This is a genomic window from Litorihabitans aurantiacus (assembly GCF_030161595.1).
GTDB classification, from domain to species: domain Bacteria; phylum Actinomycetota; class Actinomycetes; order Actinomycetales; family Beutenbergiaceae; genus Litorihabitans; species Litorihabitans aurantiacus.
The window spans coordinates 1,689,702-1,703,439 of the sequence record NZ_BSUM01000001.1; the positions used below are offsets into that span (position 1 = coordinate 1,689,702).

At 72.1% G+C, this 13,738-nt stretch carries 11 protein-coding genes, 1 rRNA gene and 1 pseudogene; all 13 read right to left on the reverse strand.

Going from position 1 to position 13,738, the window contains the following annotated elements:
• Window positions 1-258 precede the first annotated feature (258 nt).
• Window positions 259-1,787, reverse strand: a 16S ribosomal RNA gene (locus tag QQK22_RS07955).
• A 706-nt stretch (window positions 1,788-2,493) separates the two neighbouring features.
• Window positions 2,494-3,762, reverse strand: a pseudogene (gene tyrS, locus QQK22_RS07960) (tyrosine--tRNA ligase).
• Between the two features lie 64 nt (window positions 3,763-3,826).
• Complete coding sequence (locus QQK22_RS07965) at window positions 3,827-4,477, reverse strand: DNA-3-methyladenine glycosylase (RefSeq protein WP_284250445.1); 651 nt, start codon at window positions 4,475-4,477, stop codon at window positions 3,827-3,829.
• Entirely contained in the window at window positions 4,470-5,126 is a 657-nt protein-coding gene (locus tag QQK22_RS07970; RefSeq protein ID WP_284250446.1) for a uridine kinase family protein, read from the reverse strand. Before QQK22_RS07970 ends, QQK22_RS07965 begins: the two co-directional genes overlap by 8 nt.
• Before the next feature lie 22 nt (window positions 5,127-5,148).
• Window positions 5,149-6,597 (reverse strand): argininosuccinate lyase, encoded by a 1,449-nt coding sequence (argH, locus tag QQK22_RS07975; protein WP_284250447.1) that lies wholly within the window; start codon window positions 6,595-6,597, stop codon window positions 5,149-5,151.
• Between the two features lie 73 nt (window positions 6,598-6,670).
• The gene (locus QQK22_RS07980; RefSeq protein WP_284250448.1) at window positions 6,671-7,195 is read right to left on the reverse strand and encodes an arginine repressor; all 525 of its coding nucleotides are present in this window, start codon (window positions 7,193-7,195) and stop codon (window positions 6,671-6,673) included.
• Entirely contained in the window at window positions 7,192-8,208 is a 1,017-nt protein-coding gene (argF, locus tag QQK22_RS07985) for an ornithine carbamoyltransferase (RefSeq protein ID WP_284250449.1), read from the reverse strand. The genes QQK22_RS07980 and argF overlap by 4 nt, the downstream gene beginning before the upstream one ends.
• Window positions 8,205-9,455, reverse strand: a complete 1,251-nt coding sequence (locus tag QQK22_RS07990; RefSeq protein ID WP_284250450.1) for an acetylornithine transaminase — start codon at window positions 9,453-9,455, stop codon at window positions 8,205-8,207. Before QQK22_RS07990 ends, argF begins: the two co-directional genes overlap by 4 nt.
• On the reverse strand, window positions 9,452-10,471 hold the full coding sequence (gene argB / locus QQK22_RS07995; RefSeq protein WP_284250451.1) for an acetylglutamate kinase: 1,020 nt from the start codon (window positions 10,469-10,471) through the stop codon (window positions 9,452-9,454). The genes QQK22_RS07990 and argB overlap by 4 nt, the downstream gene beginning before the upstream one ends.
• Window positions 10,468-11,631: a bifunctional glutamate N-acetyltransferase/amino-acid acetyltransferase ArgJ gene (argJ, locus tag QQK22_RS08000; RefSeq protein ID WP_284250452.1), complete on the reverse strand. Its 1,164-nt coding sequence runs from the start codon at window positions 11,629-11,631 to the stop codon at window positions 10,468-10,470. Before argJ ends, argB begins: the two co-directional genes overlap by 4 nt.
• Window positions 11,628-12,698 carry an N-acetyl-gamma-glutamyl-phosphate reductase gene (argC, locus tag QQK22_RS08005; protein ID WP_284250453.1) on the reverse strand — a complete coding sequence of 357 codons (1,071 nt, stop codon included), beginning with the start codon at window positions 12,696-12,698 and terminating at the stop codon, window positions 11,628-11,630. The genes argJ and argC overlap by 4 nt, the downstream gene beginning before the upstream one ends.
• An 8-nt stretch (window positions 12,699-12,706) precedes the next feature.
• Window positions 12,707-13,345 carry a TetR/AcrR family transcriptional regulator gene (locus QQK22_RS08010; RefSeq protein ID WP_284250454.1) on the reverse strand — a complete coding sequence of 213 codons (639 nt, stop codon included), beginning with the start codon at window positions 13,343-13,345 and terminating at the stop codon, window positions 12,707-12,709.
• Window positions 13,342-13,716, reverse strand: a complete 375-nt coding sequence (locus QQK22_RS08015; RefSeq protein ID WP_284250455.1) for a DUF4267 domain-containing protein — start codon at window positions 13,714-13,716, stop codon at window positions 13,342-13,344. Before QQK22_RS08015 ends, QQK22_RS08010 begins: the two co-directional genes overlap by 4 nt.
• Between the last annotated feature and the right edge of the window lie 22 nt (window positions 13,717-13,738).

Consider the following 13,738-nt stretch of genomic DNA (forward strand, 5'->3'; position numbering starts at 1 on the left):
ACCCACACCCGGGCCCGCAGCCCCCCATATGACGGGAACCACGAACCTCAAGGTACGAGACGGAGGAATGAACCTGACGTTCCACCCACAGAGCACATCAGCACCCCCACCACCCCAGGCGGGCAGTGTTCGGCTGCCGGCACCCCGCCCCACACACCCCACAGCTCAACCCACCCCCAGCAGCAGGGCCAGGCAGCGGGCGAGCACGAAGGGCACCGCGTGAGGACACGAGGCGGCCGGTGACATGTAACTCCTTAGAAAGGAGGTGATCCAGCCGCACCTTCCGGTACGGCTACCTTGTTACGACTTAGTCCTAATCGCCAATCCCACCTTCGACAGCTCCCCCTACAGGAGGTTGGGCCACTGGCTTCGGGTGTTACCGACTTTCATGACTTGACGGGCGGTGTGTACAAGGCCCGAGAACGTATTCACCGCAGCATTGCTGATCTGCGATTACTAGCGACTCCGACTTCATGGGGTCGAGTTGCAGACCCCAATCCGAACTGAGACCGGCTTTCTGGGATTCGCTCCACCTCACAGTATCGCAACCCTTTGTACCGGCCATTGTAGCATGCGTGAAGCCCAAGACATAAGGGGCATGATGATTTGACGTCATCCCCACCTTCCTCCGAGTTGACCCCGGCAGTCTCCTATGAGTCCCCACCATCACGTGCTGGCAACATAGGACGAGGGTTGCGCTCGTTGCGGGACTTAACCCAACATCTCACGACACGAGCTGACGACAACCATGCACCACCTGTGCACGAGTGTCCAAAGAGACCACCATCTCTGGCGGCTTCCCGTGCATGTCAAGCCTTGGTAAGGTTCTTCGCGTTGCATCGAATTAATCCGCATGCTCCGCCGCTTGTGCGGGCCCCCGTCAATTCCTTTGAGTTTTAGCCTTGCGGCCGTACTCCCCAGGCGGGGCACTTAATGCGTTAGCTACGGCGCGGAATCCGTGGAAACAGACCCCACACCTAGTGCCCAACGTTTACGGCATGGACTACCAGGGTATCTAATCCTGTTCGCTCCCCATGCTTTCGCTCCTCAGCGTCAGTAACGGCCCAGAGACCTGCCTTCGCCATCGGTGTTCCTCCTGATATCTGCGCATTCCACCGCTACACCAGGAATTCCAGTCTCCCCTACCGCACTCTAGTCTGCCCGTACCCACTGCACGCCCCAGGTTGAGCCTGAGGATTTCACAGCAGACGCGACAAACCGCCTACGAGCTCTTTACGCCCAATAATTCCGGACAACGCTTGCGCCCTACGTATTACCGCGGCTGCTGGCACGTAGTTAGCCGGCGCTTCTTCTGCAGGTACCGTCACCCCGAAAGGCTTCTTCCCTACTGAAAGAGGTTTACAACCCGAAGGCCGTCATCCCTCACGCGGCGTCGCTGCATCAGGCTTCCGCCCATTGTGCAATATTCCCCACTGCTGCCTCCCGTAGGAGTCTGGGCCGTGTCTCAGTCCCAGTGTGGCCGGTCACCCTCTCAGGCCGGCTACCCGTCAAAGCCTTGGTAGGCCATCACCCCACCAACAAGCTGATAGGCCGCGAGCCCATCCCCAACCAGAAACCCTTTCCACACCCATCCCATGCAGGAGAATGTCGTATCCAGTATTAGACCCAGTTTCCCAGGCTTATCCCAGAGTCAGGGGCAGGTTACTCACGTGTTACTCACCCGTTCGCCACTAATCCAGGATGAAAGCACCCCTTCATCGTTCGACTTGCATGTGTAAAGCACGCCGCCAGCGTTCGTCCTGAGCCAGGATCAAACTCTCCGTCAAAAACAAACCCCAACCCGAAGGCGGGAATCCATACAACGGGAATGACCCCAACAAAAACCCCCACACCAACCACACCCCCAACCCAAAAGTCGAAGGCGCAACCAGCACGAGAGCCAAAAAACTATCAACATCAACCACACACCCACAGGCATGCGATCAACACATGGCATCAAGTTCACAAACACACTGTTGAGTTCTCAAACAACACACCACACCAGCGTTTCCGCGAGGCTTCCCTCACTGGCCCGCCAGGGCAACTTCTCAAACCTACCCGATCTCGGCGCCGCGGTCAAAACCGCCGCATTCTCAAGATCGAGGGGGTGGATCTCCGCCCGGGTCATCCCGTTCGTTCCGATCCTTGGCCGGCCTTCCGCATCCCGCCCTTTCGGGCTGTTCTGCTCGGCGCAACGGGATGAAAACTTACGCGGCGATCGTCGACCGCGCAACTCGACCGGGATCCCGGGCGTGTCGCACGGGTGGCTCCGATCACCCGCACAGGTCTGACCTGCGCCGACGTCAGTGCGCGCCATCCGGACGAGCCGTTCGCGAGACGGCTCCGCGTCATCACGCGTCCTGGGCCGGCCGGCTCCCGGCGCACGCGAAGGCCGATCGGCTCTCCGCCGCTGCCGGATCGGGAGCCGGCTGCATGCCCGGCCCGCGAGGACGACGGCCGGCCCGGCGCGGCCGCGGGATCGTGCGCCGCCTGCTAGCCCGCCGCCGTCACGCTCGCCACGGCGAGGTTGCGCCGCCCCCGGCGCAGCAGCACGTGCCGCCCGCCGAGGAGGTCCGCCTCACCGAGCACGCGGTCGCCGTCGTCCTGCTTGACGTTGTTGACGTAGGCGCCGCCCTCGGTGATCGCCCGTCGGGCCTCGTTGCGCCCCTTCACCAGGCCGGTCCCCACCAGCGCGTCGAGCACCGTGGTCTCCCCCACCACGAGCGGTGCGCTGGCGAGCTCGGCCACCGCGGCGTCGAGCGTCGGGCCGTCGAGCTCGGCGAGCTCCCCGGCCGAACAGCGCCGCGCTCGCAGCCTCCACGGCCGCCGTCGCCCCCGCACCGTGCACCAGGGTCGTCACGTCGGCCGCCAGCGTGCGCTGGGCCTCGCGCGCCTGGGGGCGCTCCGCCGTCGCCCGCTCGATCGCCTCGATCTCCTCGCGCGTGCGGAAGGTGAAGGTGCGCAGCCACCTCACGGCGTCGGCGTCGGACGCGTTCACCCAGTACTGGTAGAAGGCGTACGGGCTCATCATGTCGGCGGCGAGCCACACGGCGCCGCCCTCGGTCTTGCCGAACTTCGTCCCGTCGGCCTTCGTGATCAGCGGGGTCGCCCACGCGTGCACCGCACGACCCTCGGCCTTGCGGATGAGCTCGACCCCGGACAGCAGGTTACCCCACTGGTCACTGCCGCCGGTCTGCAGCGTCACGCCGTGCCGGCGGTGCAGCTCCAGGTAGTCGTTGCCCTGCAGGAGCTGGTAGCTGAACTCGGTGAACGAGATGCCCTCGTCGGACGCGAGACGCCGGGCGACGACGTCCTTGGCGAGCATCGTGCCCATCCGGAAGTGCTTGCCAATGTCGCGCAGGAGATCGATCGCCGAGAGCTCCGCGGTCCAGTCCAAGTTGTTGACCATCCGCGCGGCGTTCTCGCCGTCGAACGCGAGGAACGGCTCGATCTGCGCGCGGAGGCGGTCGACCCACCCCGCCACCACGTCGGTCGAGTTGAGCAGCCGCTCCCCGACTGCCGCGGATCACCGATGAGACCGGTCGCCCCACCCACGAGGGCGATCGGCCGGTGTCCGGCGAGTTGCAGGTGGCGCAGGAGGATCAGCTGCACGAGGTGGCCGTGGTGGAGGCTCGGGCCCGTCGGGTCGAAGCCCGCGTAGTACGTCACGGGCCCCTCGGCGAGCGCGGCGCGCAGCGCGTCCTCGTCGGTGGTCTGGGAGATGAGTCCGCGCCAGCGGAGCTCCTCGATCAGGTCGGTCACGTCAGGTCCTTCGTCGGTGGGCCGCCGCGGGACGGCGGGAGGTGTGGCGGGAAGCGGGGTCCGGTCACGCGGCCCGGTAGCGGGAGACCGTGGGGTCGCCCTCGAGCCGGTACCGCCACGGATAGCGGGCGAGTCCGCCGTCGCCGGAGACCCCGGTGCGCGGGCCGCCCGCCACACCGCCGGCCGGCACCTCGCGCACGCGCAGCGACACCGCACCCCCGGGGTCGAGGGCGTCCGCGCCGTCGTGCCCGCCGCGGATCCCCAGGGCGTTCGCCAGCCGGGCGGGTCCGGAGGCGAGGTCGCGGTCGGTGCGCGACGTCGGACGTCGCGTCCGCGCGAGCTCCACACCCTCGACGACCTCCCCGGCGCGCAGCAGCACGGCGGAGGCCTCGCCGTCGGGCCCCGTGACGAGGTTGGCGCACCAGTGCATGCCGTACGTGAAGTAGACGTAGACGTGCCCGGGCGGGCCGAACATCGCGGCGTTGCGTGCGGTGCGACCGCGGAACGCGTGCGAGCCCGGGTCGTCCGCGCCGCCGTACGCCTCGACCTCGCTCAGGCGGACCGTCACCGCGCCGTCGGCGCTCTTCGCCCGCACGTGGGCATCGAGCAGGCCGAGCGCGACCTCCTGCGGCGACCGGGTGAACCACGCGGCGTCGGGGGCGACGCGAGGGGCGCCCTGCGCACCCTCGAGCACCGCCGCCGACCGCTCACGCATGACCGCGATCCTCCCACAGCGCCGGGCCGCTCCCCCGCCCCCGTGGGCCGACGTCGTCGAGCCGCTCCGCCCCGCGCAGCACCTCCCCCGTCGGTCCGAGCACGACGTCGGCGCGCACGTCGGTCGCATCACGCGCCAGCAGCTGTCGCTCGTCGGCCATGAAGGCGAGCCAGTCGGGGCGCATCGCCTCGCCGTCGCGCTCCAGGCCGCGGCGCAGCCGCAGCGCGTCCGGCGCCGCGACCCACACGCGCAGCGCCGCCCGCCCGTCGACGAACGGCGGCGCGCTCCCGCACCCCTCCACGACCACGACGTCGGCCGCGGGCACCTCGAGCGTCCCGCCCCGGCGCGAGGCGTGCCAGTCCCAGCGGCGGAAGCTCGCCCGCTCGCCGCGGGCCAAGGCCTCGAGCACACCGACCAGCTGGTCGCGCGCCCCGAGCAGCCCGCCCCACCCCTCGTAGAGGTCGTCCATGTGCACGACGGCGACGCCGCGCCCGCCCGCGCGCACCCGCGCCGCCACGGCGTGCGCCAGGGTCGTCTTGCCCGCCCCGGCGAGACCGTCGATGCACAGCAGACGCACGCCGTCGGCCAGCTCGGCGGCGTCCGGCGCGAGGACGACGTCGGCGATCGCCCCGGCGCTGAGGTGGTCCACGGCCGTCAGCGTGCTCGCGCGCTCAGTCCTCGTCCTCCGACGGTGCGACCCACGCCCGCAGCTCCCCCGAGCGCTCGGCGGCCCGCGCCAGCTGCTCCACCACGCGCACGGGGGCGGTCCCGCCGCGACCGTCGCGCGAGGCGACCGAACCCGCCACGGTCAGCACCTCGCGCACCTGGGGCGTGAGGTGCTCGCTGACCGCGGCGAGCTCGGCGTCGCTGAGGTCGGCGAGCTCGATGGCGGGCTCGTGGGTCTCGCACGCGCGCACGCACGCACCGGCGATCTCGTGCGCGTCGCGGAACGGCACACCGCGGCGCACGAGCCACTCGGCGACGTCCGTGGCCAGCGAGAACCCCTGCGGCGCCAGCTCGGCCATCCGCCCCGTGTGGAAGCGCAGCGTCGCGACCATCCCCGAGACGGCGGGAAGCAGGATCTCGAGCTGCGCGACGGCGTCGAACACCGGCTCCTTGTCCTCCTGCAGGTCGCGGTTGTACGCAAGCGGGAGACCCTTGAGCGTGGCGAGCAGACCCGCGAGGTCGCCGATCAGACGCCCGGCCTTGCCGCGAGCGAGCTCGGCGACATCCGGGTTCTTCTTCTGCGGCATGATGCTCGACCCGGTCGAGTACGCGTCGTCCAGCGTGACGAAGCCGAACTCCTTGGTCGCCCAGAGGATGACCTCCTCCGACAGCCGCGAGAGGTCGACCGCGATCATCGCCGCGACGAACGAGAACTCCGCCACGACGTCGCGCGCGGCGGTCCCGTCGATCGAGTTCTCCACGCCGGCCCCGAACCCGAGCTCGTGCGCGACGGCGTCGGGGTCGAGCCCGAGCGAGGAGCCCGCCAGGGCGCCCGACCCGTAGGGGGACACGGCCGCGCGGCGGTCCCAGTCGGTCAGCCGCTCGACGTCGCGCAGCAGCGGCCAGGCGTGCGCGAGCAGGTGGTGCGCGAGCAGCACGGGCTGCGCGTGCTGCAGGTGCGTGCGGCCCGGCATCGGCGCGTCCGGGTGGGCCCCGGCCTGGTCCACGAGGGCGTCGACGACGTCGAGCACCCCGGCGGCGACGTCGCGCGCGTGATCGCGCAGGAACATCCGCACGAGGGTCGCGATCTGGTCGTTGCGGGAGCGGCCGGCGCGCAGGCGGCCGCCCACCTCGCCCCCGACACGCTCGATGAGGATGCGCTCGAGCGCGCCGTGGACGTCCTCGTCACCGGGGTCGGGCAGCAGCGTGCCTGCCAGGACGTCGTCCTCCATCTGCTCCAACGCACCGATCAGCGTGGTGAGGTCCGCGTCGGTCAGCAGCGCGGCGCGGTGCAGCGCGCGGGCGTGCGCACGCGAGCCGGCGAGGTCGACGGGCGCGAGCACCCAGTCGAAGTGGGTGCTGCGCGAGAGCGCGGCCATCGCGTCGGCCGGACCGGAGGCGAACCGGCCGCCCCACAGCGCGCCGGTGTTGGTGGTGCCGCTCGGCGTGGTCACAGGGGTGCTCCAGTGGTTCGTGAGGCAGGTGGGTGGATCTGGGTCAGGCAGGGTCACGCAGGGTCGGGCAGGGTCAGGCGTGGTGGCTGCCGGCGCGGGCGAGCTCGACGAACGTCTCGACCACCCCCTTGCCGCCGTCGCTCTCGCGCGCGATGACCACGACGGTGTCGTCGCCCGCGATCGTGCCCAGCACGCCCGGCATGATCGACTGGTCGATCGCCGAGGCGAAGAAGTGCGCGGCGCCCGGCGGGGTGCGCAGCACGGCGAGGTTACCGCTGGAGTCGGCCGAGACGAGCAGCTCGGCGGTCAGCTTCTCCAGGCGCCGGGCCAGGTGCGGCTCCTGGTCGGCCACGCGCGTGCCGTGGTAGGCGCCGCCCTCGGGCGGCAGCGTGTAGACCAGGCCGTCGGGCGTGTGGGTCTTCTGCGCCCGGAGCTCGAGCAGGTCGCGCGAGAGCGTCGCCTGGGTGACGACGACACCGTCGGCCTCGAGCGCGGCCGACAGATCCGCCTGCGACCGGATCGACCCGCGCGTGATCGCCCGGGTGATCAGCGCGTGCCGTGCGGCCTTGGTCGGCGGGACGCGGCCGGACTCGCTCACGGCTCCCGCCGGTGCTCGGCCAGGAAGGTCAGCACGGCCTTCTGGGCGTGCAGCCGGTTCTCGGCCTCGTCCCACACCACGGCGCGGGGGCCGTCGAGCACCTCGGCGGTGATCTCCTTGCCGCGGTACGCGGGCAGGCAGTGCAGCACGACGGCGGCGGGGTCGGCCAGGTCCAGCAGGTCCTGATCGAGCTGGTACGGCAGGAAGACGCCCTCGCGCTCCCCGCTCTCGGCCTCCTGCCCCATCGACACCCACGTGTCGGTCGCGACGGCGTCGGCCCCCACCACGGCGTGGCGCGGGTCGGCGTGCACACCGATCGCGGCGCCGGTCTCGGCCGCGATCCGCTGCGCCCGCGCGATGACGTCGGGGCGTGGGCCGTAGCCCTCGGGGCAGCCGAGGTGCACGTCCATGCCCGCGAGCGCACCGGCGAGCAGGTAGGAGTGCGCCATGTTGTTCGACCCGTCGCCCACGTAGGCGAGCACGCGCCCGGCGAGCGCCGGGCCGGAGGCGGACAGGCCGCCGGTGTGCTCGGCGATGGTCAGCAGGTCGGCCAGACCCTGGCACGGGTGGTAGTCGTCGGTCAGCGCGTTGACGACCGGCACGCCCGAGTCCGCAGCCATCGCCTCGAGGTCGCTCTGGTGGAAGGTGCGCCAGACGATCGCCGACACCTGCCGCCCCAGGACCCTGGCGACGTCGGAGACCGACTCCCGCCGCCCGATCTGCGCCAGCGCGCCGTCGACCATGAGCGGGTAGCCGCCGAGCTCGGCGACCGCCGTCGTGAACGAGACCTGGGTGCGCAGGGTCGGCTTGTCGAAGATGATCGCGACCGAGCGCGGGCCGGCGTACGGCGTGCGGGCGTGCCGGTCGGCCTTGAGCGTCGCGGCGAGCTCGAGCACGGCGCGCTGCTCGGCGCTGCTCAGGTCGTCGTCGGCCAGGAAGGACCGGGCCGCCCCCGTCGCGTCGTGGTCGATCTCGGCGGGGTCGAACTCGGCGGAATCGAACTCGGTGCTCATGACTGCTCCTGCGCGTGCGGGGCGCGGACGCCGGCGTCGATGGCGGCCGGCAGCGCGGCCGTGAAGGTGGCGGCCTGCTCGGCCGTGAGGATGAGGGGCGGGGCGAGCCGCAGCGACGTCGGGGTCGGGGCGTTGACGATGAAGCCGGCCTCGAGCGCCGCGGCCTGCACGTGCGCGGCGATCGGGGCGTCGAGCTCGATGGCGATCAGCAGCCCGTGTCCGCGCACCTGCGTCACGCGAGGGTGGCAGGCGGCGAGCTGCGCGCGCCAGGCGGCGCCGAGGTCGCGCACGTGAGCCAGCAGGGCGTCGCGCTCGATCACGTGGATCGTGGCCAGGGCGGCCGCGGCCGCGACGGGGTTACCGCCGAAGGTCGTGCCGTGGTTGCCGGGGCCGAACAGGGTCCCGGGCCCCTGCCCATAGGCGATCACGGCGCCCACGGGGATGCCGCCGCCGAGACCCTTGGCGAGCGTCACGACGTCGGGCACGACGCCGCCGCCGATCTCGGGGTCGTGGTGCGCGAGCCAGTGCCCGCAGCGACCGACGCCGGTCTGCACCTCGTCAAGGACGAGCAGCGCGTCGTGCCGGGTGGCGAGCTCGCGGGCGGCCGCGAGGTAGCCCGGGACGGGCGTGCGCACCCCGGCCTCGCCCTGGATCGGCTCGATGACGAGCCCGGCGACCCCGGCCGCGAACGCGGCCTCGAGGGCGGCGACGTCGTCGAACGGGACGTGCTCGACCCCGCCCGGCAGCGGCTCGAACGGCTCCCGGTAGGCGGCCTTGTGGGTGAGCGCGAGCGCGCCCATGGTGCGGCCGTGGAACGCGCCCTCGAGCGCGAGCACACGCGAGGCGCCGCGGGCTCGCCCGTGCAGCCGGATCATCTTGAACGCGGCCTCGTTCGCCTCGGTCCCGGAGTTCGTGAAGAACACGCGGGACCCGTCGGGCGCCTGGGCGATCTCGAGCAGCCGCTCGGCGAGCGTGACCTGCGTGGGCGTTGCGAAGAAGTTCGAGACGTGCCCGAGCGTGCCGAGCTGCGCCGCGACGGCGCTGACGAGCGTGGGGTGCGCGTGTCCCAGCGCGTTGACGGCGATGCCGCCGAGCAGGTCGAGGTGGCGCGCGCCGTCGGCGTCCCACACGTACGCGCCCTCGCCGCGCACGAGCACGCGCTGCGGCGTGCCGAACGTGTTCATCAGCGCACCGGTGTAGCGCCGGGTGAGCTCCGCGCCGGAGCCGGCGGTGGCGAGGTCGGTCACGCCTCCTCCTCCTTCGTGGACTGCTTCGACGGAGCCGCTTTCTCGAACTCGGCCGCCCGGTCCCCGGGCAGCACCATCGTGCCGACGCCGTCGGTCGTGAAGATCTCCAGCAGCAGCGCGTGCGCGGCCCGACCGTCGATCACGTGGGCCTGGGGTACACCGCCGTCGACGGCGCGCAGGCACGCCTCCATCTTCGGCACCATGCCGGAGGACAGGGTGGGCAGGAGCGCGGCGAGCGGCTGCGCACCGATGCGGCGCACGAGCGAGCCGCGGTCGGGCCAGGCGGCGTACAGCCCCTCGACGTCGGTCAGCACCACCAGCTTCGTCGCACCGAGGGCGACGGCGAGCGCCGAGGCGGCCGTGTCGGCGTTGACGTTGAGTATCTGGGTCGGATCGTCCTCGTCGACCGCGATCGTGGAGACCACCGGCACGCGGCCGGCGGCGAGCACGTCGGCGACGGCGGCCGGGTCGACCACGCTGACGTCGCCCACCTGGCCGACGTCGACCTCCTCGCCGTCGACGACGGCGGTGCGGCGCTTGCCGCGGAAGAGACCCGCGTCCTCGCCCGAGAGCCCGATCGCGAGCGGGCCGCGCGCGTTGAGCATCGTCACGAGGCGCCGCTGGACCTGCCCGGTGAGCACCATGCGCACGACGTCCATCGCCTCGGGCGTGGTGACGCGCAGCCCGCCGCGGAACTCGCTGTCGATGTTGAGGCGCCCGAGCATCTCGCTGATCTGGGGGCCGCCGCCGTGCACGATCACCGGGCGCAGCCCGGCGCGGCGCAGGAACGTGATGTCGTCGGCGAACGCCTGCTCGAGCTCGGCGTCGACCATCGCGTTGCCGCCGAACTTCACCACCACGATCGCGTTCTCGAAGCGCTCGAGCCAGGGCAGCGCCTGGATGAGCACCTCCGCCTTCTGGTAGGCGAACAGGTCGCGCTCGGTGTCGAAGTAGAAGTCGTCGGAGACCTCGACGTCGGTGCCGGTCACGTCGGTCTCGCTGCTGCTGTCGCTCATGTGGAGTACGCGCTGTTCTCGTGGACGTAGTCGTGGGTCAGGTCGTTGGTCCAGACGGTGGCGCTCGCCCCGCCCGCGTGCAGGTCGATCGTGACCTGCACCTCGCGGTGCGCGGCGAGGTCCACCAGGCTGCGGTCCTCGCCGACGCCTCCGGCGCGGCACACCTGGACGCCGTTGATGGCGACGTCGAGCTCCAGCGCGTCGTAGGGCGCCACCTCGGGCGGCACCGTGCCGACGGCGGCGAGCACGCGCCCCCAGTTCGGGTCGTTGCCGAACACCGCGGCCTTGAACAGGTTGGACCGCGTCACGGCGCGCGCGACGGCGACGGCCGCCTCCTCGCTCGTCGCGTTCTCCACCGTGACGGCGATGTCGTGACTCGCGCCCTCGGCGTCGGCCACCAGCTGGCGGGCGAGGTCGGCGCTCACGCGCGTCAGCGCGTCCTCGAGCTCGCCCGGCGCCGGCTCGACGCCGCTGGCGCCCGAGGCCAGCAGCAGCACGGTGTCGTTGGTCGACATGCAGCCGTCGGAGTCGACGCGGTCGAACGTCGTGGCGGTCGCGCCGCGCAGCGCGGCGTCGGCGCGTCCGGCGTCGATGACGGCGTCCGTGGTGATGACCACGAGCATGGTCGCGAGGCCGGGGGCGAGCATGCCCGCGCCCTTGGCGATGCCGCCGACCGACCAGCCCTCCCCCGCGACGTGGCTGGTCTTGCTGACGCTGTCGGTGGTCATGATCGCGGTCGCGGCGTCGTCGCCGCCGGTCTCGCTCAGGTGCGCGACGGCGTCGTCGACCCCCGCGAGCAGGGTGTCCATGGGCAGGCGCTCGCCGATCAGCCCGGTGGAGCACACGAGGAGGTCGCCCGGGTCGACGCCGAGCGCGGCGGCGGTGTGCTCGGCGGTGCGATGGGTGTCGGCGAAGCCCTCGGCGCCCGTGCAGGCGTTGGCGCCACCGGAGTTGAGCACCACCGCGCGGGCGACGCCGTCGCCCACCACCGCGCGCGACCACACGACGGGCGCGGCGACGACGCGGTTGCTGGTGAAGACCCCGGCCGCGACGGCGAGCGGGCCGTCGTTCACCACGAGAGCGAGGTCGGGCTTCCCTGAGGCCTTGAGGCCGGCGGTGACGCCGGCGGCCCGGAATCCTGCGGGTGAGGTGACGCTCACGGGGCGACTCCGATCGTGGGCAGACCCGCCGTCTCCGGCAGGCCGAGCGCGAGGTTGAGGGACTGCAGGGCGGCACCGGCGGTGCCCTTGACGAGGTTGTCGATCGCGCTGGTGACGACCACGCGGCCGGCGCGCTCGTCGAGCGCGAGCTGTACGAGCGCGGTGTTGGCGCCCGTGGTGGCGGCCGAGGTGGGCCAGCGGCCGGCGGGCAGCGTGTGCACGAACGGCTCGGCGTCGTACACCTCCCAGGCCGCGCGCAGGTCCGCCTCCGTCACGCCCTCGCGCACGCGCGCCGTCGTGGTCGCGAGGATGCCGCGCGAGGTGGGCACGAGGACGGGGGTGAAGGAGATCCGCGGGTTCGCGGCGCCGGTGACCGCGAAGTTCTGCAGGATCTCGGGCACGTGGCGGTGCACGCCGCCGACGCCGTAGGGCACGAGCGAGCCGAGCGCCTCGGACGCGAGGAGGTTCGCCTTCGGGGCCTTGCCCGCGCCGGAGTAGCCGACGGCGAGGACCGCGACCACGTCGTCGACCTCGATCAGGCCGGCGGCGATCGCGGGCTGCAGGCCCAGCGTGACGGCGGTGACGTTGCAGCCGGGCACGGCGATCCGGCGCGTGGCGGCGAGCTCGGCGCGCTGCCGCTGGGCGGTGTGCTCACCGGCGTGCAGCAGCTCCGGCATGCCGTAGGTCCAGGTGCCTGCGTGCTCGCTGCCGTAGTAGTCGCGCCACGCCTGCGGGTCGGACAGGCGGTGGTCGGCGCCGACGTCGACCACGATGCAGCCCGGGTCCGTGGCCGCCAGCTCGGCCGCCACCGCACCCGAGGCGCCGTGCGGCAGGGCGAGGACGACGACGTCGTGGCCCGCAAGCTCGGCCGCCGTGGTCGGGGCGAAGGTGCGACCGGCGGCCGCCGGGTGCGCGGCGAGGTGCGGCTGGTGGGCCGCGACGGGCTCGCCGGCGTTGGAGTGCGCGGTCAGCGCGCCGAGCTCGAGGTCGGGGTGGCCGAGCACGAGTCGTGCGACCTCACCCCCGGCGTAACCGCTCGCACCGGCGATCGCTACTGATACAGGCATGCGTATAACTATACACCCGAGTGGGGTCCGGACCGCGGCGGCGCCTCCGCCGGCGCGGCGACCAGCCTGCCGAGGTGATCAGCCACGCGCTCCGCGGCGATGCGCCCGGAGGCTCGCAGCGACACCAACCCGTGGCAGCACGCCCACAGGAGCTCGGCGGTCACGGTGGCGTCGGCGTCGGGCCGCTCGGACTCCACGATGTCACGCAGCACGTCGAAGGCGCCACGAACGGGAGCCGGGGTGTCGGGTGCGTCGAAGGCGACGGGGACCTCGGCCGTGAACATCGCCTCGTACAGCCGCGGCCGCTCGGCGCCGAACTCCACGTAGGCGCGGCAGGCGGCCAGGAGCCGCTCCTCCCCGCTGCCTGCCGCCTCGATCACGCGCGCGCCCAGGTCCGCGAATCCGTCGGCCACCACCGCGGCCACCAGCGCGTCACGGCTGGCGAAGTGCTGGTAGATGACCGGCTGGGTGTAGTCGATGGCGGCGGCGAGACGACGGGTCGTCACCGCGGGCCACCCCTCGGTCTCGGCCAGCTCGACCGCGAGGTCGAGGATGCGACGACGGCGCTCGGCAGCGCGTCGCTCCCGGGGTGACGGCGCGATGGTCGATGCCGCCGTCGGCGGGCTCGACTCCGTCGTCCGGCTCACGCGCCCACCAGCAGCGCCACGCCACCGACGGCCATCCCGAGCGCCGTCGCCCCGTGGACGCCCCAGGCCCGCGCCCTGCTGCCGCCGTGGGCGAGGACGAGCACGGCGTCGCCGATCGGGACGAGCGTGAACGCCAGGAGCACCGCGCCCGCGACCGCCGGAGGGGCGGCCAGGAGCAGCACCGCCGCCGCGACCCCGGTGGCGAGGTCCCGCACGCCCTTGACCCGCAACCACACGACCTCCGCCTGGCGGGTCGTCGGCGGGAAGCCGAACGACGGCGCCACCGCAGCGGGGCGCAGCAGGTACAGCGCACCGATGACCGCGATCGCCAGACCGGCGAGCACGAGGACGATCCGACCCAGGGTGAGCACCGTCGGCTTCCTTTCAATGAAA

Excerpts from the sequence above, each read along its gene's own strand:
- QQK22_RS07965 (WP_284250445.1), bottom strand. The coding sequence starts at position 4,477 with ATGCGTGAGCGGTCGGCGGCGGTGCTCGAGGGTGCGCAGGGCGCCCCT.
- argB (WP_284250451.1), bottom strand. The coding sequence starts at position 10,471 with ATGAGCGACAGCAGCAGCGAGACCGACGTGACCGGCACCGACGTCGAG.
- argC (WP_284250453.1), bottom strand. The coding sequence starts at position 12,698 with ATGCCTGTATCAGTAGCGATCGCCGGTGCGAGCGGTTACGCCGGGGGT.
- argF (WP_284250449.1), bottom strand. The coding sequence starts at position 8,208 with ATGAGCACCGAGTTCGATTCCGCCGAGTTCGACCCCGCCGAGATCGAC.